The following is a 21,289-nucleotide window of genomic DNA, read 5'->3' as shown; positions in this document are numbered from 1 at the left end:
TCGATTATTATTAAAGGCATTTACTATCACATTAACAATTCATTAACCCAATGTTATGAATTTCATTTTTAGATAATAAAAAAATCCATAAGGAAAATGATACTCTTCCCCTATGGACTTTTAAGTTTTTTAAAAACAAGAATTATAACTTCACTGCAACTCCTAGTGTAATGTATTGACCACTTCTTGTGCTTCGAACAATTTTGTTAGTATTGGAATTGCTCACATCGTTGTCAAGGTTTGCATCTTCTCTTATATAAGATTTCGAGTTTAAAAGATCACTTATCCCTAATCGTAAGTCAGTCCTTTTACTAATTGTTTTTGAAATGGTAATGTCAATAACATTTCTAGGCATTTCCCACCATGTTGGTTGTCCTAATAAACCAACAAATGCGATGCGTTTCCCAAATATATTATATTGAATATTTGCTTGTAAGCCATTGTCTTCATCGTTATAGAACAATCCTGCATTAATGATATAAGGAGACTGCCCCTGCATTGGCCTTGAATCTTTTTCCATTAGTTGCCCATCATTTAACAAGTTGATTGTACTGAAAATATAACTTGCATTAAAGACAACAGATGTATGGTTAAGAAGATGGCTTGATGAAGTGTAAGCTAAAGATTTACGTATCTCTACCTCAACACCATAGTTTTGTGCATTGTCAGCATTATTAAATAAGAATACTGGATTATCTGTTCCGTTATCGATGTTCGTTTCAATCGGATTTTTGAAATACTTATAGAAAAGACCGGCTGAAATAAATTCATTAGGTGTAGGATAGTATTCATAACGAAGATCGACATTGTGGATATTTGCAATTTTTAGCTTGGGATTGCCTAGTACATCAGATTGATTGTCAAAATCGTAGAAAGTAAATGGAGCTAATTCGCGAAACTCAGGACGGTTTACTGTCTTGCTGTAAGCTAACCGCAATAATGAGGTAGTATTTAAATTATAAGAAATATTTAGGAAGGGTAGTATACTTGTAACAGGATTATTGACTTTAGCAGATCCTACACCTTCTGCAGTTTCTAACTTTTGAATATTATGTTCAACTCTTATTCCAGGTATTACTCTGATTTTTGAAGTCAGCGGCATGTTTAAACTTGCATATCCAGCTGTAAGAACATTACTTGCTTCGTATGAATCAGTGACGTTGGTGTTTTCGGATATAAAATGACCACCATTATAAGAGACGTTGTTGGTAGAGAAGATTTGATTATAAGGCAAGGATGCAATCTCAGGATTAAAGCCGTCTCTTGCCACGTGTCCTATCTGACGGGCATCAAAATTCCTTTCTTTATATTCTAACCAATAACCTGTCTTCAATTCAAACGGATCTTTCCCCTCCCTTTCATTGAATGAATATTCAAAATCCAGACGATTAGTTGCATTAAATTCATTCAGGTTTTGATAAAAGCGTGCAGCGTTTGATGGACTGGTAGATGTCGGGACAGCAACAGAGTATGCAACCTCATCAGAAGATCCTAGAGGACGAGCGGTTACTAATCTTTTCCAATCAGGCTCATTTCTCTTTGCAGAAGTATAACCTAACAACCAAGTAATTTTTGACTTATCTGTAACAAGCTCATGATTTCCTTCGAGCTGACCTGAGTAAATACTTCTTTCGATATATCTCAATGAATAGTTTCGATAGTGCTGTGATCTGAAGAAGTTGTCACCTTCGCGAATGGTAGTTTGTGTTGTCCCTAATCTATTATATAGGTTTTTGAATTCAATGCTACTTTTATCGCTATATCTGAATGTCCAATTACTCAAGAGTCCTACACGCACGTTGTTTATAAATTGTTCATCGTTATACCTAAACATGTCCGCGCTTGTGTAATCACCACTTCCGTTTTCGGTATAATTTTGATACCTATTAAATTCAATCGTATTGTATTGATTAGTATTACTATAATTCAATGAATTAATAGAATTAACAGAAACACGACCTATTTTAAATGCTCTTCCTAAATCAATATTAAAGCGAACATCCGGTTTAACATTGAGCTCTTCAAGACCCCACGTGTTTTTAAACTTTCTACTTTCCGCTTCTATCTTTGATACATTAAATCCCAATTTTCTATAATCAGCTGGAGCACCATCTGGCATATCTCTCATTCCATTATCAAAACCTAACCATTCTGTGGAGGAGCGTTGTTGAGTACTTCTTGAAGTTAATGTTGTATTAACCCTATATCCGGTACCTAAAGCAACGTTGAAAAAGTTATGATCAACCGCACTCTTTGTGTTTACCTGGATAACCGAGCCAGCAAAATCACCGGGCAATTCTGCTGCACCAGACTTGTAAATCAACATCCTGTCTAAAAGGCCACTTGGAACAATATCAAAAGAAAATGCTCTCGAATCAGCTTCTGTACTAGGGGCTAAGACTCCATTTAACATAACATTACTGTATCGAGATGAAAGGCCGCGGACGACTACAAACCTATTATCCTGCAAAGTAATACCGGGTACTCTTCTTACAACTTGAGCTGCATCTCTGTCTTGTGATCTTGATATTTGTTCAGCAGAAATACCACTAACTACAAGCTTACTTTCTTTAATTGCTTTAAGAAGTGCAAAATCGTTATTGATCTCTCTGGTGCCCGTTACCACTACCTCCTCTAGCTCAGATACATCTTCTTGCATCTGAACCTGAATGTTTGTGATTTTACCCGATTCAACCAGAACATTAGGAATTAAATGTGCTTTATAAGTAACAAATGTCACTTGTAAATTGTAAGTACCAGGTTTTACATTGGGTATTGAAAATTTTCCTTCAACATCTGTAGATGCGCCTACCGTCGTTCCTTGAATAACAACGTTAGCACCAATTACCGTCTCACCTGTTGTGGCGTCTGTAACAATACCTGAAATTGTTCCATTCTGTCCATAAGTATAAGCGGATACAAGCAGTAGCAAAAACGAAAGAACTTTTTGAAACATAATCATTTTGATTTGCTGCAAAGGTCCTACTCCAATATTACCTCATAGGTATGCGAGTGTTACCAAATTGTTAAGTAGAAATGGCTGGCTAACAGTTGTTTTTTATCTGATTTTGAAGGTTTTAGTTCTTTGTGGTGATTATCAACTACTTCACACTATTTCGACTTAACATTAATTATAAGATTTTTTAACCTGCTTAATCTGGCGATAACAGAAAGGATTACTAGCCTATCTCCTCTTAACAAAATATCCTTTTGATTCCTTTAAATGATCTTAAGGAATGCCCAAGCCAGAAATGCAAAATGAGAATGAAGAGATAAGAACTGGTACCTATTACTTATTAATAGGCACCTTTGTTAATATGGTTTTTACGATATCAGCAGGTTTCACATTATCTGCTTCTGCTTCGTAGTTCAGAAGTATTCTGTGGCTCATCACATCCAATGCCACTTCTTTGATGTCTTCCGGAAGTACATAATCCCGTCCATCCATATAGGCAATAGCCTTGCTTGAAAGGTTCATGTTAATGCTCGCACGTGGTGAGGCTCCAAATTGTAAATATTGTGCAAGATCATTGAGTTTGTAATCAAGTGGCTTGCGTGTAGCATACACAAGCTCTATTATATATTTCTCAAGTGATTCAGAGATCTTTACCCTGTTAACCTGCTCACGGATATCGAAGATATCTTCTTTTGTCAAAACCTGGTTTACTGTGTAGTCAAACTTCATGTTGGAGATTCTGCGCATCACTTCCATTTCCTGTTCTTTGGTAGGGTAGTTTACGTAGACCTTCATCATAAAGCGATCGACCTGGGCTTCAGGTAGCGGGTACGTTCCCTCCTGGTCAACCGGGTTTTGCGTGGCCATTACCAGGAATGGCTTATCAAGCTTGAAAGTCGTCTCGCCAATGGTTACAGTTTTTTCCTGCATGGCTTCAAGCAGCGCAGATTGTACTTTGGCAGGAGAGCGGTTTATCTCGTCTGCAAGGATAATGTTGGCGAAGATAGGTCCTTTCTTAACCTCAAACTTTGCGTCTTTTTGATTGTAGATCATCGTTCCTACCAGATCGGCCGGAAGAAGATCGGGAGTAAATTGTATCCGTTGAAAATCGAGGTGAAGTACTTTAGCAAGGGTGCTGATGGTAAGTGTTTTTGCAAGGCCAGGTACGCCTTCCAGTAAAATATGCCCATTGGTAAATAACCCTACCAAAAGCCGGTTAACCATGTATTCCTGTCCAACAACTACCTTCCCTACTTCAGAAATAACCTGTCTGATTTTTTCCTTATGCTCTTGATGTTTTTCAACAGTTACCGCTTCCATAATTAATTATTAAACCGCCAAAATAACTGATTTATTGATTTATGCCTGCAAAAAATATTTCTGCGGCAAAAGTATGTTTTACTTTTTTAATAGTAATGTTAAAAGTTGAATGTTTAATGTTTAAAGACAGCGGTTATACCCCTGTCTATACAAGTGTATGGCTACTTTTGTTTTGGGTGATATTCATGGCGCATACCGTGCTTTGCGGCAGTGTTTAGAGCGTGCCTCATTTTCTTATGAAGACGATACCCTTATTTTTCTTGGCGATGTTGCCGATGGCTGGCCAGAGACGAAGCAATGTATTGATGAACTCCTCAAGATTAAAAACCTTGTTTACGTATTCGGCAACCATGACTTCTGGACTTTAGAATGGATGCAAACCGCCGAAGGAGAGGATATCTGGGTTGAGCAAGGCGGGCGGGCAACCATCGAAAGTTATAAAGATGGCATTCCGGAGAGTCATATTAAACTGCTCAACAATTCTCATTTGTATTACGAGAAAGACAACAAGTTGTTTGTGCATGCAGGGTTTAATCCTAACATTCCCATTGACGTACAACCTCAACAAACTCTCCTGTGGGATAGAAACCTGGCGAGAACAGCAATTGATTTATATGAGAAGGGTATTCATGGTAAGTTTTCAAGCTATGAAGAGGTGTATATAGGTCACACACCTATAACTTATAACCACCCAATTAAATCATCGGAAGTATGGATGATGGACACCGGCGCAGGCTGGGCAGGGGTATTATCAATGATGAACATTGACACAAAAGAAGTATTTATAAGCGATCCGGTGCCTGGCCTATATCCCGGAATAGAAGGGAGAAAGAGAAGAGTATAAATAAAAAAAAGACTGCCATTTATGGCAGTCTCTTGTTATTGTTAGTACTTCTTATTGAGCAGAAGCTAAAACATTTTCAATTTCTTCCTGAGGTGCTGGAATAGTATTAAGCTTTTGCATAAGCTCTTGTTTCACTACCTCAAACGCCTCTCTCATATTTTTACGAACAGGTTCTGAAGCAGGTAAATCTGCGCGCAGACCATCTACCTGAACACCATTTTTCCAGAAACGATAGCAAAGGTGAGGACCAGAAGCGAGGCCAGTGCTACCTACATAACCAATAGTTTCACCTTGACGAACACGAGTTCCGGGTCTGATGCCTGCAGCAATTTTAGACATGTGAAGATATTGCGTTGTATACGTTGCATTATGACGAATCTTCACATAGTTACCATTGTTGGATTTATACTGTGCTTCGAGAACAATACCATCACCTACCGTACGAATAGGAGTACCCGTTGGTGCTGCGAAGTCAGTTCCAAGATGTGCCTTCCAACGCTTTTGAACTGGGTGAAAGCGGTTCATGGTAAAACGTGAGCTGATACGTGTAAACTCGATAGGGTACTTCAGGAAAGCCTTGCGCATGCTTTTACCTTCAGCATCAAAGTACTCGATACCATTACCCTGGTCAAAAGGGAAAGCGTAATAATCTTCACCAAAGTGTTCGAAGTAAATAGCATCAATTTGACCAACACCTACCGGGGTTCCTTCTACTTGTTGTTCGTGGTAAATAAGCTTGAACTTATCACCTTTTTGTAAGCGCTGGAAGTCTACCTGCCATCCGAAGATATCGACAAACTTGTTTGTAAGTTCATTGGTAATTCCTAACTCCTGGATCGTTTGAGAAAGGTTTGATTTAATAACACCAGTAACAGTTTTTTCAACAGTTATAACTTCGCGCTGGCGAACATCTACTGATAATGAGTCATCGAATTTGAAGATGATATAGTCAATAGCATTAGGCTCATAAACCAAAGCTTTTGCTTTCTTTAAGGAGTCTTGCTCATAAATAACTGTGTATTTTTTATCTGCTGCAATTTTACGCGGATCGAAGACTTTACGTGAAAGGGTAGAGATCTGATTGATCAGTTTAGCAGGAACGTTATATTGTTCCAAAATTTCCCCAAGCCGCTGGTTCCTTTTTATTTTGTCCTCAATTACCACCTGGCGTTCATCCAGCACCATACCATACACCACTTTAGGTTCTTTAGGTTGTAATTCCAACGTTAACGTTGTTGAGTCAATCTGTGAAGTTTCCTGATTAGGACTTGTTGACAGATAGTAGTTTTTGAGCAGTACGACGCCACCTGTGATGGCGATAAGAAAAAGAAATCCGATCCAGCGTTTTACCATGTTCTAGCGCAGTTTAAAAAATGAGAGTGACAAAGATAACCCTGTCCTAAAAATATCCAATTCCACAAAAGTGTGGAATTAGCTTATTTTCAAATATATAAGTTATTGTATTTACACAAAAACATTAACTACAGCCGCTTGAATTCACTAAATTTCAACGCTTTGGAAGCTTTTTGAACTTTAGTTAGCGTATAACTGATTGTAAGTTTTTTTGCCACTATCTAGAAAATTTTTGAAATTTTCTATGCTTCTGTCATAAGCTTTGGGCCAGGCAAGTACTCTCTCATCTTTTCCTACCAAAACATAAAATGGCTGAGCATTATTGTTAAGGTTTGTTATCTGCAAATCCGCATTTTGCTTGCCTATAGTTTTCTTTACTCTATTATCGTGCCTGCTGGTATACCACTCCTGTTCGGGCAGCTCAGTTTTATCATCCACATAAAGGGCAACGACCACGTAATCTTCTTTTAACCTTTTCAGAACTTCAGGATCTGACCATACAATAGCCTCCATTTCGCGACAGTTTGTACATCCGTGGCCAGTAAAGTCTATAAACAAGGGCTTATTTTGCTGGCGGGCGCAAGCCAGGGCCTGGTCATAATCGAAATAACCATTGATACCGTGCGGCAGGTGAAGGAATTCACCATATTTTGGCTCCTCACACGACTGGTTTGCTTTATCATCTTTAGAAGCTTCCAACAAATTGAAATCGTGGGTATACATAGGCGGGAGATAACCTGCTAACGCTTTTAAAGGAGCACCGCATAACCCCGGAATGAGGTAGACTACAAATGAAAATGTAACAATGGCGAGCATCAACTTCGGCACAGACACTTTATCGGTCACCGTATCACTTGAAGTTCTGATTTTGCCGAGGAAATAGAGCCCAAGTAAGCTGAAGATCACTATCCAAATAGCAATGTTTACATCCCGGTCGAGTATACCCCAATGGTAAGTCTGATCTACGATGCTCAGGAACTTCAACGCGAGTGCAAGCTCGAGTAAACCCAAGGTTACTTTTACGCTGTTAAGCCAGCCGCCGGATTTAGGCATGCTCTTCATCCATTCAGGAAATATGGCAAACAATGTAAAAGGAATAGCAAATGCAGCAGAGTAAGCCAGCATCCCTAAAACGGGTTTTATAACTTCGCCTCCCGCAGAAAGTACCAACACGTTACCTACAATAGGGATAGTACAGGAAAAGGAAACCAATACAAGTGTTGCCGACATAAAGAACACCCCAACAAGTCCTCCTTTTTCCGCCGCACGATCGGCTTTGTTAACAAGTTTATACGGAGCATTGATTTCAAATAATCCAAGAAATGACAAAGCGAAAACAATGAACATGAAGAATACAAAAAGGTTAGGCAACCAATGCGTAGCCAATGCATTTAACCCTTCGGCGCCAAATAATAAAGCGAATAACGTACCTGCTATTGTATAGATTACAATGATTGAGACCCCGAAAATAATCGCGTTACGTATACCTTCTTTTTTCGACTGGTTATCTTTCAGAAAGAAGGTTACAGTCATAGGGATCATTGGGAAAACACACGGTGTTATCAATGATGTAAGCCCAAGCAAAAAGGCAAGGACCATATAACCTGCAATAGAACTATCTTGTTGTTCTGCTTCGCCCTGAAGAATTGTTGGATCTAAAATGGGACCTTTATTTTCACTTTTTACAGATGTTGCTGAAGGAGCCTGCATGGTTGCAGCTGCTGCAGTTTTTAATGTATCAGCATTAGTGCTATTATTCTTATTGTTTGATGAAGACTGATCCTGTGCGGCAGGCTTTTCATCTTTAAGATTGTTTGATTGTTGCTTTGTCGGTGACTGCTGAGCTGGTGCGCCTGTCACTTCTATGTTATCAAAAGAAAACTCTTCCTCAAAGGGAATGCACTTTCCATCTACCTCTGTACAAACCTGCCCTTGAATAGAGCCTGCTATTTTCAAGGTACCGCCAAGTACTCTTACTTTTTGCCTGAACTCCGCTGTTTTCTTGAACACTTTTACATCGCAGTCGAAAACCTCATCGTGTTTAGGCGATGGATTGACCGCTATTGTCTTACCTACTACTTCAAAGTTTTTAGCGTCTGAAAAACTAAGCTCTGTTAAAAGAGGGCCACAATCAGGATCAAAGTCGTTGGCATACATATACCATTTATCATCAATCTTTGCTTTAAAGATCAGTTCTATAATATCCCCCGACTTTACTTTCGTCTTTGAAACCTCTGTTGTCCATTTTGCAGGTTGAAGAACCTGGCCGAAGAGCGTGGCAGGCAATAAGATAAGAGCCAGCAGTGTTAATCTTACCAAATGTAAGCGCATAATTTTTTTATAAAAGTGCATTAAGAACCCCAAAAGTATCAAATAAGACTAATATGGTCGCATTAAAATATCTTAACGATATGTTAACGGACGTTGGTTCCTTGTAAGGTATTTAAAGTAAGTAGTATAATCTTCCTGGAGGAGATGTTCTTTAAATATCAATTTCTACTTGCCTTGCCAGCAGGTCTTCAAACTGCTCTCTTTCTCTGATAAGCTTTGCCTCGCCATTAATAAGCAGCACTTCTGCAGGTTTTAGCCTTGAGTTGTAATTGGACGACATTGAAAATCCATAAGCTCCTGCATTTTTAAATGCCAGTATATCTCCCTCGCGCACCTCATTAAGCTTGCGATCTGCACCAAACGTGTCTGTTTCGCAGATATAGCCAACAACGGTATAAAGCTTCTGCGAGCCCGTAGGGTTTGATATATTAGCAATATCGTGATAAGCATCATACATCATAGGCCTGATTAAATGGTTAAGACCAGAATCTACACCCACAAACGTAACTGACGGTGTTGCTTTAACCACGTTTACTTTCACTAAAAGATAGCCTGCTTCACTAACAATAAACTTTCCCGGTTCAAAATGAAGCTCAAGCTTACGGCCGTAATGCTGGCAGAATTCATTAAAGGATTTCGAAAGCTTCAAGCCCAGGTCATAGACATTGGTAACAATGTCGCCTTCTTTATATGCAACCTTAAAGCCGCTGCCGAAATCAATAAACTTGAGGTGTGGGAAATCTCTGGCAACACCAAACAGGATGTCCGCCATCTTCAGAAACACTTCACTTTCTGTAATGTCAGAGCCTGTATGGATGTGAAGTCCGTTGATTTTAATCCTATACTTCTTCACTACCTCATGAATCTCAGGAAGCTGAAATACAGAAATGCCGAACTTCGAATTGCTATGGCCAGTAGAAATTTTATAATTGCCACCTGCCATGATGTGAGGATTTAACCGGATGCTGCAGGGGTAGGTGTCATGATACTTCTCACCAAACTTTGTAAGAACCGAAAGGTTATCCAGGTTCACAGTAAGACCCAATGTAACAGCCTCTGTTATCTCTGCAAAATCAACCCCGCTCGGCGTATACATAACCTGATGCGGTTTAAAACCTGCTCTTAACGCAAGCTGAGCCTCCTGAATGGATACAACATCTACATCCGATCCATTTTTATAAAGTAATTTAAGGATAGAGATATTGGTAAGTGCCTTTGCAGCATACTTGATTCTCACATCAGAGCCAGAAAAAGCTGTCTTAAGTGTTTTTAGCTGATGAACAATCTTATTGGCATCGTAAACATAAAGCGGAGTACCAAATTGATTTGCTAAATCTGTAAGCTTAATATTTTGAACTTTATAAGCTCCTTGTGATAATTCCATCCAAAAATTAGTAAGCTTCAAATATATATCAGGATTAGTGAGTAATAAAGGGCTTGATCAAGTAGCAGGTATAAAAAATTATTCCTTATGTGGCCTTAATGCTTACTTTTGGCAGCCGAAGCATTGGCTGGAACCATTGTTGTGACAAGCGCATTGTAAAGCTATCTGCTTCAGCTGTTGAGATTAAAAATATAACGAATGAAATTATTCTATAAAGAATCAGGACAAGGGCAGCCCCTCATTATACTTCACGGAATCTTTGGCTCGTCTGATAATTGGACACCCCAGGCAAAAGTGTTTTCAAATGATTACCGCGTTTTCCTTCTCGACCAACGCAATCACGGTCAATCGCCACACAGCGACGACTTCGATTATCCAAGCATGGTAAGTGACCTTGCAGAATTTATAACCGATCACAAGCTCGAAAACCCAATTGTCATAGGTCATTCTATGGGAGGAAAGGTAGCGATGAATTTTGCAGTAGCACATCCTGACAAACTGGAAAAGTTAATTATTGTTGATATAGCACCAAGACCATATAACCTTGAGCACTATGTGATCATTGATGGACTAAAGGCTATACCTATAGATTCGATTACTTCCCGCAATCAGGCAGAAGAACCGTTATCGAAGTTTGTTCCTGAACAGGACGTAAGACTATTTCTTCTCAAGAACCTGCAACGCAAACCAGAAGGTGGATTTACCTGGAAGATAAACTTATCCGCTATTGATAAGAATCTTAGTAAGATAGGCTGGGATCTTCAGTTTGAAGGCAAGTTTGAAAAGCCAACACTGTTTATAAGAGGTGGAAAATCAAAATATGTGAGAGACGAGGACATGGCACGAATTCCAACAATATTTCCGCTTGCAACGCTGGAAACACTTGATACAGGCCACTGGGTACAAGCAGAAAAGCCACAAGAGTTTGTCGAGCTCGTAATGAATTGGCTCAAGCTATAATAATTGTGGCTTGCGAAAAGTACGATTTAAGAGGTTAAAAAATCAGTATTGATCTCATACTTTCTGAGATCAATACATTCTAACGGTTAATCCTCGTTTCCAACATGAAGCTTATTCGCCTATCAGCTGCAATAACAAACAAGCCCACTTCTCCTTTTCGTCTCTTCTTAGTTCCTTGAAGTTGTACTTGCTCGCTTCTTGTAAAAGGTTGTCAATATCGTGTGTATAAAAACCACTGAGGAGTAACAAACCCAATGGGTTAAGGTATGTTGAGTAGGTTTTGATTTCATCGAGCAAAACGTTCTTATTGATGTTGGCAAGAATGATATCAAACTTTCCGTTGATGCTTACCTCAGAAATCTTCCCTTGCTGAATTTCGATTACCCGGCAGTTGTTGATCTGTAAATTCTCATTTCCATTGATCACACTCCATTCATCAATATCAAAGGCTGTTACTCGTTTAGCACCTAGCTTTTCGGCCATGATAGAAAGAATAGCAGTGCCACACCCTGCATCCATCACACTTCTATACTTGTGATCGATATCCATCTGGTTTTTAATCATCAGGTAAGTGGTCTGATGATGTCCGGTACCAAACGACATCTTTGGCGTTATCACAATTTCGTATGGATATTTCTTTTCTATTTTATGGAAGTCAGCCCGTATAAGGCATCTATCATCAACAATTATCGGCTCATAGCTTTTCTCCCATTCTTCATTCCAATTTTTCTTCTCAATGTTTTCAAAAGAAAAACCTATCGGTGTTAGATCAGCGTATTTCCCTTTAATAATTTCCAACGCTTCAGCATCGTACCGTGCTTCCTCAACATAGGCTTCAAACCCATCTTCATTTTCCAGAAACGTATCGAAGCCTATTTCTGCAAGTTCAGCCATGAGTATCTCAGAGAATTCAGTGTTGCACTGAACCTGCAGTTTAGTATAGAACATGAAATTGGGATTAAGCGCTCTTTATAATGTCTGTAAACTCTCTTGACTTCAACGAGGCACCCCCTACAAGGCCACCGTCAACATCAGGACAAGCAAATAACTCTCTTGCATTACCCGCGTTCACACTTCCTCCGTAAAGAATGGAAATACTATCCGCCACCTGTTGACCATATTTGCCGGCAATATGCTTGCGGATAACACCGTGCATTTCCTGTGCTTGTTGTGCTGTAGCAGTTTTACCTGTGCCAATAGCCCATACTGGCTCATAGGCAATTACTATTTTCTGAAGCGAGGCAGCATCTAAATGAAAAAGGCTTTCTTCAACCTGTTGCTTCACCAAGCTCTCGTGTTCATTCCTTTCTCTTACCTCTAAGGGCTCGCCACAGCAGAAGATCGGCGTTAAGCCATGCTTTAGGCTCACATCAATTTTCTTGGCAAGCAACTTCCCATCTTCACCAAAATATTGTCTGCGTTCGCTGTGTCCTAAAATCACATAAGGAACATTGATCGACTTGATCATGGCTGCAGAGACCTCGCCTGTATATGCTCCTGACTCATGCTCGCTGCAATTCTGCGCGCCAACGCTAATCCGTGGATTGTTGCCCAACATGTTTTTAATAGGAAGCAGGTAAGGAAATGGTGTACAAAAAACTACCTTAACATCACCTTTTACTTCATCGGCAACCATGCCCATGATTTCAGAAGCTAATATGTTTGCTTCTTCCAAAGTCTTGTTCATCTTCCAGTTTCCGGCAACAATTTTCTGACGCATATTATTCGGTGTTTTAATTGGGCCTCAAAGATATAAGCTAATCGTACTTTATCAAATGGATTGGGCATCGGGTATGGGCATTAGGCATTAGGGGTTGGGCATTGGGGATTAGGAATTAGGCGTTAGGCATTAGGCATTAGGGATCGGAATAGTTCTGGTGCCATGTCGCTCCCATGCCGGTACCATCAGAATATAATAGAGATAGGGTGGTGATTCGGTGGTGGTACGGTGGTGATAGGGATAAATGGCCTTTTTCCATAGGAAAACCCTATTTAGAGCCTAAAAACGCTGATTTAGCACTAAATATCCCTAGGATCTACTCTAAAGGCACTCTTTTCGGTCCCTTATCTGTGTTGCAAGCCACCATCACGCAGAGGAATCAGTATCAGACTCAAGAATCAGTTTTTGGCACTATCAGCGTCTTTTCGGTTTGTAGTTCGATTCTTTGAAGATCTTCTGGGCATCGCTGTCGCTCATGAGTTGGGGCAGGGTTATTTCGGGGTGCTTCTGCATGTACTGCTGCACGATGCGCCATCCTACCCATTGACCGATTCTACCCGGGCATTTTTCTCCTACCTGTATAGTAGCGGGCCGTTCGCCCAGGTAGTTTCTCTTCTCAATCATGCTGGTAGAATACAATACTTTATCCTGAATAAAACGTGCCCAGATCAAATCTTCGTTTTCGTGGGCGCCTTTCATTTCAGGGGCGGTATACCAGATCAACGTGCTGTCGGGCACGCAAGGCAACATGTGTTTAGCAAAATAGAAAGATTTGCCGTAGGCAATCATATCGGCAAGAACGGTCTTATCTGCAAGATTGGTTTTGTTATAATTATCAGAAATGCCATAGATGAGAATGCACGATGGTACGATATCCTCCGGATCATATTTACGAAGGAGATAGTCGTACATTTTTGGGCGGTATTTTCCTTCCTTACCGAGGAAGTGATCAAGGCTTACGATGATGAGCGTATCGCTTACAAACAAATCGCCATCTATTCCTGAGATAACGGATTGAACCCTTGGTAGGACGAAGTCTGGGTAGTAATGCTTCAGGTTCTTAAAAGCATTGGTAAATTCAGACTCAAGATTGGATAAATCGCCAAAGATTCTTTTTGTCTCTGTTAGTAAGGTATCAATGCCGGGATGACTAAACTTTGTGTATAGTTCATTAATAAAAACAGAATCGTTAGGATATTCACTGCGGCGAAAGAGGTTATCGCGCATAACGGGTTGCCGTGACAAAAGGGCTACCAGTTCTTTTTTTGATGTAATGCCTGCAAGCGTATCCTGGAATTGCTCGATTCGAACCTGAAGATTAATGGGTGAAACGTCGGGTTGAATTGCACATTCTTCCGTTTTATTACCACTGCAATTCCAAAGTAAGACAGATACAAGAAAAAGTACAGGTATATATTTCATTTAATGATCAATTTGCCTCTTAGCATTGTATAAAAAATTAACTCACCCCTCTTTGGCTTTCGCAAAATAACGGGCGAGTTAATATACTTAATAGACCTTACTTAATTACTAAACGTTAAATTATCGGCTGGAGTATTTCGGGTAAGCCTTAAACTTTTAACTTTTCCGTTTACGGTAACATGCACCAGATTCGACTGGTCATCGTAAACCTCCGTAATGATGTTGTTGTGAATGTTTATTGTTTTCCATTTCTTAACATTGCTAACTTCTATATAAAATATAAAAGCATCTCCTTCACGTTCGTGGCCAAGATATTTTGCTGTTTGAACTTTATTATCAAGCGAAATTTTAAATCTGGTTTTCAGGTACTCCTGCATCATCTGGTCTACCGTTTTGCCGTTTTTCGGCTCAAGAATATCGAGGTCCGGATCCTGAAGACTGTTTCTTAAAGTGGTTTCAAGGTCATCGATAAAAACACGCATCATAATTTCCAATGCCTTGTCTTTTTCATCAAATTCAATTTCGGTTACCGATACATGCAGCGGATGCAAAAAGAATATCAGGGCTGTTAATTGTGCAATGGTGTAGTAAATCGTTGTAAGGGCGGTCATATCTAAATTTGTAACTTCAAGATTAGCAAAACATCCGCCAAATATGCGAATTGAAATGATTTTCGACCAACCAATTTACACTACTCTGCATCACCGGTAGGGTTTAATAATTTAAAGTAAATCCTGTTTATCAATCCCAAAATAAGCGGTATTATTGAAGTTTCAGCCTATACATGAGCCAGTTTAGATTATATTTTGACCTCGGAAGGGATCATATCCTGGATTACGCGAACGGTTATGATCACATTTTATTTGTTATTGCACTATGCGCTTTATATCAGCTTAAGGATTGGAAACAGGTTTTAATACTTGTAACCGCTTTTACATTAGGACATTCTATTACGCTGGCACTTTCAACCTTAGATATTATTACTGTAAGAGCCGAGCTTATTGAATTCTTAATTCCAGTAACAATATTTATAACTGCCGCCTCTAATCTATTTAAATCTGAAGATGCAATTAGTGGGCGGGCGTTTCAATTGAACTATTTCTATGCAGGCGTTTTCGGTTTAATTCACGGTCTTGGCTTTTCTAACTACCTTAAAAGTATACTAGGCCGCGACCGCAGTATTGTATCCCAGCTTTTTGCCTTTAATCTTGGTTTAGAGTTTGGACAAATAATTATTGTTGTACTGCTCCTTGTTACCTGCTTTATTTTGGTGAATCTTTTAGGTGTAAGCCGCAGAGATTGGAAGATGGTAATCTCTTCCGCTGTGGCAGGTATCGCCCTTATTCTCATCAAGGATAAAATATTCTGGATGTAATCTTGAAGAAAAACAAAACCATTAACCTTTATATTATTCTATGCGTCGTTTAATTCTAATTGTTCTTGTGCTTCTTGTAAACTTTGCCTGGGCACAGGAATCACCCAAATGGCAGGGAAAGTTTGAACAACTTGAACAAGCACTGCCAACACCTAATGAATACAGAACCGGTTCTGGTTCTCCTGGTCCAAAATACTGGCAACAGCAGGCAGACTATGTTATCAGTGTTGAGTTAAATGATGATAACCAGACCATCAACGGAACTGAAACCATTACGTACCATAACAATTCACCTGATGTATTAAAATATCTTTGGTTGCAACTCGATCAGAATGTACTTTCTGATGACAATACATTAAAGTCAACAAGCACAAGCGCCGTTAAAGATTCTGCAGCAGCTAAAACTTTTGCAGCGCAGGTGTCTGATTTTAAAGCAGGGTTTAACATTAAGGCTGTAAAAGATGCTTCCGGCAAAGGTCTTCCGTTTACCATCAACAACACCATGATGCGCGTTGACTTACCTCAGCCTTTAAAATCAGGTGAGAAAGTTTCTTTTAATGTAGACTGGTCTTTTAACATTGTAGATCGCAGCATTTACGGCCAGCGCAGTGGCTTAGAGTTTTTCCCCGAAGATGGAAACTACGTTTATACCATAGCGCAGTTCTTCCCACGTATGTGCGTGTATGACGATTATCAGGGTTGGCAGAATAAGCAGTTCCTTGGTCGTGGTGAGTTTACGCTGCCTTTCGGAAACTATAAAGTACGCATTACCGTACCTGCAGATCATATCATTGCCGCTACAGGTGTATTGCAAAACCCACAAGATGTACTTACCAAAGCTGAAATCGAACGTTTTGAGAAAGCGAAGAAGTCGTTCGACAAGCCTGTAATTATTGTAACACAATCAGAAGCTACCGCAAAAGAGAAAACAAAATCTAAACAGAAGAAAACATGGGAATACCATGCTGATAATGTAAGAGATTTTGCTTTTGCATCATCACGTAAGTTTATCTGGGACGCACAGGCGGTGAGAATCGGAAACAAAACACCACTTGCAATGTCTTACTATCCTAAAGAAGGTAATCCACTTTGGGAGCAGGAGTCAACAAAAGCAGTAAAGAATACATTAGAAGTTTATTCTAAGTTCACAATAGATTATCCATATCCGGTAGCTATCTCTGTACATGCTGCAAGCATTGGTATGGAGTACCCGATGATTTGTTTCAACTTCGGTCGTCCTAAAAAAGACGGAACATATACCCCTCAACTAAAACAAGGTATGATCGGTGTAATTGTTCACGAAGTAGGGCATAACTTCTTCCCCATGATCATCAACAACGATGAGCGCCAGACCACCTGGATGGATGAAGGTGTTAACAGCTTTGTTCAGCTAATGACCGAGCTTGAGCGCTATCCTGATATTGATTGGAGTCGTGGCAAGCCATCAGGTATTGTTCAATACATGAAGGGCGATAAAAATCTGATGCGTCCATTGATGACAAACTCAGAACAAGTTATTCAGTTTGGTCCTGAACAATATGCCAAAGCTGCAACAGCTCTTTATATCCTTCGTGAGACAGTAATGGGCCCCCAATTATTTGATGCAGCTTTTAAAGAATATGCACAACGTTGGGCTTTTAAACATCCTAAGCCAGCAGACTTCTTCCGTACTATGGAAGATGCTTCAGCTGTAGATCTTGATTGGTTTTGGAAAGGATGGTTCTATACAACCGATGTTACTGACCAGACGCTTGAACAGGTTAAATGGTTTAAACTGCGCAACGACAAGTCGAAGCCTGAAAGCAAAAACGTAAAAACAAAGAAGGGTGATCTTGCCGCCCAAGGAACTACTGATAAAAAGTATGACAACTTTAGCAACGGCCCTGAAGAGTTTTCTTTAATTGAAACTGATCCTCAGTTCTATGGCGAATTCCGTAGCAGGGTAGACGATAAAGGGATCATGGCTAAGCTTGAGAACAAGAACATCTACGAGGTAACAATCTCTAACAAGGGAGGTCTTGTTATGCCTGTTATTATTGAATGGACTTACAAAGACGGAACAAAAGAACTTGAAAAAATACCTGCAGAAATCTGGAGAATCAACGAGCAGAAGGTGACTAAAGTGTTTGTAAAAGACAAGGAGGTAACCAATATAATGGTTGACCCAAATCTTGAAACTGCTGACGTAAACATTGAAGATAACATCTTCCCTAAAGTTCAGCGCGACTCTAAGTTTGACGAGTTTAAAAAGAAAAATTAATTGGTTGACAACATCGATAGTTGACAAAATAAACTATGAGGATTAACATGCGATTTGTGATTTTAGGGATTGCTGTATTGTGTGCTGTAAACATACAGGCACAACAGCAGAACTGGAAAGGAAAATTTGAACAGCTCGGAGAAGTATTACCTACGCCTAACAGCTACCGGACAGGGTCAGGGTCACCTGGTCCTAACTACTGGCAACAACGCGCTGACTATGTTATTAATGTAGAAGTTGATGACAAGACGCAACTGCTTACAGGATCTGAAACCATTACATACTACAACAATGCACCCGAAGCCCTTAACTTCCTGTGGCTGCAGTTAGATCAGAATGTTTTTGGTCCTGATAACATGACTGATAAAACCGAAACAGGTGCAGTAAGAGATTCTATACCTGCTGCATTTTTAGGTTATGTTTCGGGCATAACAGTTTCTGATTATAAAGGAGGCTACACCATTAAGTCTGTAAAAGATGCAGGTGGCAAGGCCCTTCCTTATGTTATCAACAATACGATGATGCGTGTAAACCTTCCTGCTCCGTTAAAGACAGGTGAGAAGTTTACATTTTCTGTTGACTGGTCATACAAAGAATACAACCGCCAGGTTTTTAATGGCCGTGGTGGTTATGAATTCTTTCCTGAGGATGGGAACTATGTTTACACCTTTGCACAGTGGTTCCCACGCATGTGTGTGTTCGACGATTATGAAGGATGGCAGAACAAGCAGTTTCTGGGACAAGGTGAGTTTGCCTTAACATTTGGCGATTATAAAGTAAGAATCACTGTTCCTTCTGATCACATTGTTGGCGCAAGTGGTGTACTTCAAAACGCGAAAGAAGTTTTAACGCCAGATCAGATACAGAAATTCGAAACAGCAAAACGTACGTTCGACAAGCCAGTAATCATTGTGTCAGAAGAAGAAGCAAGAGCTAAAGAGAAAACAAAATCGACAAAGAAGAGCACATGGGAGTTTCATGCAGAGAACGTTCGAGACTTTGCCTTTGCTCATTCTCGCAAATTTATCTGGGACGCGCAGGCTGTTAAAGTAGGCAATAAAACTCCTTTAGCACAGTCGTTATATCCAAAAGAAGGAAACCCACTCTGGGGTAAAGAATCTACTAAAGCCATCAAAAATGCACTTGAAGTTTATTCAGAGCGTACGATCGAATATCCTTACCCGGTAGCATACTCTGTTCATACCGCCAATCAAGGAATGGAATACCCTATGATTTGCTTTAACGGTGGCAGGCCAAATAAAGATGGCACATATTCGCAGCAAACGCTCTTCTCTACCGTTATGGTTATTGTACACGAGGTAGGGCACAACTTCTTCCCAATGATCATAAACTCAGATGAACGTCAATGGTCGTGGATGGATGAAGGCCTCAATACCTTCCTTGAAAAAGAAACGATGAGAGTACGTTATCCTGAACTTGCAGGAACACGCGGAACACCAAAAGGCATTGTACCCTTTATGAAAGGAGACAAGAGCCAGATGAGACCGGTTATGTCAACTTCAGATAATATCAGGCCGAACGAATTCGGACCTAACGCTTATACTAAACCTTCAGCTGCGTTAACCGTGCTTCGTGAAACGGTAATGGGCCCTGAGTTATTTGATCGTGCGTTTAAAGAATATGCAGAGCGTTGGGCATTTAAACATCCTAAACCTGCTGATTTCTTCCGAACCATGGAAGATGCCTCTGCAGTAGATCTTGACTGGTTCTGGAAAGGCTGGTTCTATACGACAGATAACGTTGATATTGAACTAGCTGATGTAAAATGGTTTAAAGTAAAGAATGAAACCGTAGATCCTGAGAAGAAAAATGTTAAAACGAAAAAGGGAGATCTAGCAGCAGCTAATACTGCCAACACTTCACCTTCTAAAGACTTCAGTAATGGTCCTCAGGATTTTACTCTTCTTAACACACCTGAATCTAACTATGGTGAGTTCAAGAGTAAGGTTGATGACAACGGCATCAGAGAAAAACTGAGAGATAAAAACATCTATGAGTTGAAGTTTAAAAACGTTGGAGGCCTTGTGACGCCAATTGTTATTGAATGGACTTACAAAGATGGCTCTAAAGAAATAGAACGTATTCCTGCCGAGATTTGGAGAATTAATGAAAATGAAGTGACTAAAGTTTTTGTAAAGAGCAAAGAGGTAGTCAACATTGTAGTAGATCCTAACGCTGAACTTGCCGATGTAGAAACAAGCAATAACAGCTTCCCAAAGAATACCGAGTCAAAGTTCGATCAGTTTAAAAAAGATAAGAACTAGAATGACCCCTCATTTAAAAACCACTTCAGAAATGAAGTGGTTTTTTTATTTTTACGGCTGTATATAAAACCTATATCTGGTTTTACACTGCACCAACCTAACCTCTCTTAAAAGATTAAAAACAACTCAAAAAATGAAAAGAAATGCAATCTTAATTGCCCTCACCTTGATGTCTGTTGTTGCTGTAGCCCAGGAGCAAAAGCAATGGCAGGGCAAGTTTGAGCAGCTGGAACAAATGCTGCCAACACCCAATGAATATCGCTCGGCTTCCGGTGCCCCTGGTGGGAAGTACTGGCAACAACGAGCAGACTATGTAATTGATGCTGAACTTGACGAGGCTAAAAATATATTGTCAGGAAAGGAAACGATCACTTACTACAATAACTCCCCGGAGTCACTGCGCTTTCTGTGGCTTCAGCTTGATCAGAATATCAACAAAAAAGGAAGTGAAGATTTCGGTGATATCTTCGGTGGTGTAAAAGATTCCCTCACTACGTTAAGGGCTCAATACCTTATGCGCCCGATGGAATTTGAAGCTGGTTATACGATTACTTCCATTACTGATAAAAGTGGGAAGAACCTTCCTATTGTTGTTAACAAAACCATGGGAAGAGTTGATCTTCCAACAGCAATTAAACCAGGAGAAACATACACCTTTTCCATTCAATGGTCTTACCCTATAACAGACAGAAGCCTCTTCCTCCTCTCCCGCGAAGGGTATGAGCACTTCCCAGAAGACAAAAACAACGTCTACCTTATTGCACATTGGTTTCCACGGATGTGTGCTTATGATGATTACGAAGGCTGGCAGAACAAGCAGTTTCAACGTCTAGGTGAGTTTGCGCTGGAGTTCGGTAACTATAAAGTAAACATTACCGTACCTGCCGATCACATCGTTGCTTCTACCGGAACCTTGCTAAACGCAAAGGAAGTACTTTCAGCAAAAGAGATCGAACGTTTTGAAAAAGCGAAATCTTCTTTTGATAAGCCGATGTTCGTTGTGACAGAAGAAGAAGCAAGAGCAAAAGAAAAGACGAAATCAACAGCAAAGAAAACCTGGAGATACCAAGCTGATAATG

15 protein-coding genes are annotated in these 21,289 nt (G+C 40.0%); 6 read left to right on the top strand and 9 right to left on the bottom strand.

Annotation, left to right across the window (positions count from 1 at the left end):
* Nucleotides 1-142: 142 nt before the first annotated feature.
* Together KK060_RS13785 and KK060_RS13780 are read right to left on the bottom strand one after the other, a co-directional pair.
* On the bottom strand, nt 143-2,956 hold the full coding sequence (locus tag KK060_RS13785; RefSeq protein WP_254154328.1) for a TonB-dependent receptor: 2,814 nt from the start codon (nt 2,954-2,956) through the stop codon (nt 143-145).
* Between the two features lie 333 nt (nt 2,957-3,289).
* Nucleotides 3,290-4,276 carry an AAA family ATPase gene (locus KK060_RS13780; RefSeq protein ID WP_254154327.1) on the bottom strand — a complete coding sequence of 329 codons (987 nt, stop codon included), beginning with the start codon at nt 4,274-4,276 and terminating at the stop codon, nt 3,290-3,292.
* 157 nt (nt 4,277-4,433) lie between these two features.
* Here KK060_RS13780 and KK060_RS13775 point away from each other — a divergent pair, with 157 nt between their 5' ends.
* A complete protein-coding gene (locus tag KK060_RS13775; protein WP_254154326.1) occupies nt 4,434-5,120 on the top strand; it encodes a metallophosphoesterase in 687 nt (228 codons plus the stop codon).
* 51 nt (nt 5,121-5,171) lie between these two features.
* Here the strand turns inward: KK060_RS13775 and KK060_RS13770 are convergent, their stop codons facing one another.
* From KK060_RS13770 to lysA, 3 genes are all read right to left on the bottom strand, one after another.
* A complete protein-coding gene (locus tag KK060_RS13770; RefSeq protein ID WP_254154325.1) occupies nt 5,172-6,473 on the bottom strand; it encodes a peptidoglycan DD-metalloendopeptidase family protein in 1,302 nt (433 codons plus the stop codon).
* 180 nt (nt 6,474-6,653) lie between these two features.
* Nucleotides 6,654-8,804 (bottom strand): protein-disulfide reductase DsbD family protein, encoded by a 2,151-nt coding sequence (locus KK060_RS13765; RefSeq protein ID WP_254154324.1) that lies wholly within the window; start codon nt 8,802-8,804, stop codon nt 6,654-6,656.
* Between the two features lie 151 nt (nt 8,805-8,955).
* Nucleotides 8,956-10,188: a diaminopimelate decarboxylase gene (lysA, locus tag KK060_RS13760; protein WP_254154323.1), complete on the bottom strand. Its 1,233-nt coding sequence runs from the start codon at nt 10,186-10,188 to the stop codon at nt 8,956-8,958.
* A gap of 198 nt (nt 10,189-10,386) precedes the next feature.
* On the opposite strand from lysA, the gene KK060_RS13755 reads away from it, so the two are divergent.
* Complete coding sequence (locus KK060_RS13755) at nt 10,387-11,148, top strand: alpha/beta fold hydrolase (RefSeq protein WP_254154322.1); 762 nt, start codon at nt 10,387-10,389, stop codon at nt 11,146-11,148.
* Between the two features lie 111 nt (nt 11,149-11,259).
* Here the strand turns inward: KK060_RS13755 and prmA are convergent, their stop codons facing one another.
* From prmA to KK060_RS13735, 4 genes are all read right to left on the bottom strand, one after another.
* Nucleotides 11,260-12,096 (bottom strand): 50S ribosomal protein L11 methyltransferase, encoded by an 837-nt coding sequence (gene prmA, locus KK060_RS13750; protein ID WP_254154321.1) that lies wholly within the window; start codon nt 12,094-12,096, stop codon nt 11,260-11,262.
* A 10-nt stretch (nt 12,097-12,106) separates the two neighbouring features.
* Nucleotides 12,107-12,868, bottom strand: coding sequence for a triose-phosphate isomerase (tpiA, locus tag KK060_RS13745; protein WP_254154320.1), 762 nt, complete (start codon nt 12,866-12,868; stop codon nt 12,107-12,109).
* Nucleotides 12,869-13,282: 414 nt separating this feature from the next.
* Nucleotides 13,283-14,290, bottom strand: coding sequence for a gliding motility lipoprotein GldB (gene gldB / locus KK060_RS13740; RefSeq protein WP_254154319.1), 1,008 nt, complete (start codon nt 14,288-14,290; stop codon nt 13,283-13,285).
* Nucleotides 14,291-14,391: 101 nt separating this feature from the next.
* Nucleotides 14,392-14,901 (bottom strand): DUF6702 family protein, encoded by a 510-nt coding sequence (locus KK060_RS13735; RefSeq protein WP_254154318.1) that lies wholly within the window; start codon nt 14,899-14,901, stop codon nt 14,392-14,394.
* Between the two features lie 173 nt (nt 14,902-15,074).
* Between KK060_RS13735 and KK060_RS13730 the strand changes: the two genes are divergently transcribed.
* The 4 genes from KK060_RS13730 to KK060_RS13715 all read left to right on the top strand — a co-directional run.
* Nucleotides 15,075-15,665, top strand: coding sequence for a HupE/UreJ family protein (locus KK060_RS13730; RefSeq protein ID WP_254154317.1), 591 nt, complete (start codon nt 15,075-15,077; stop codon nt 15,663-15,665).
* 40 nt (nt 15,666-15,705) lie between these two features.
* Entirely contained in the window at nt 15,706-17,925 is a 2,220-nt protein-coding gene (locus KK060_RS13725; RefSeq protein WP_254154316.1) for a M1 family metallopeptidase, read from the top strand.
* A 47-nt stretch (nt 17,926-17,972) separates the two neighbouring features.
* Entirely contained in the window at nt 17,973-20,210 is a 2,238-nt protein-coding gene (locus KK060_RS13720; protein ID WP_254154315.1) for a M1 family metallopeptidase, read from the top strand.
* A gap of 133 nt (nt 20,211-20,343) precedes the next feature.
* Nucleotides 20,344-21,289: gluzincin family metallopeptidase (locus tag KK060_RS13715; protein WP_496196141.1), on the top strand; the 946-nt coding region annotated here is incomplete at its 3' end.

The sequence above is a fragment of the Chryseosolibacter indicum genome, from assembly GCF_018598585.1.
GTDB lineage: Bacteria > Bacteroidota > Bacteroidia > Cytophagales > Cyclobacteriaceae > Chryseosolibacter > Chryseosolibacter indicus.
The sequence above is the reverse complement of the archived record's forward strand: the minus strand, read 5'-3'. Positions and strand labels throughout refer to the sequence as shown.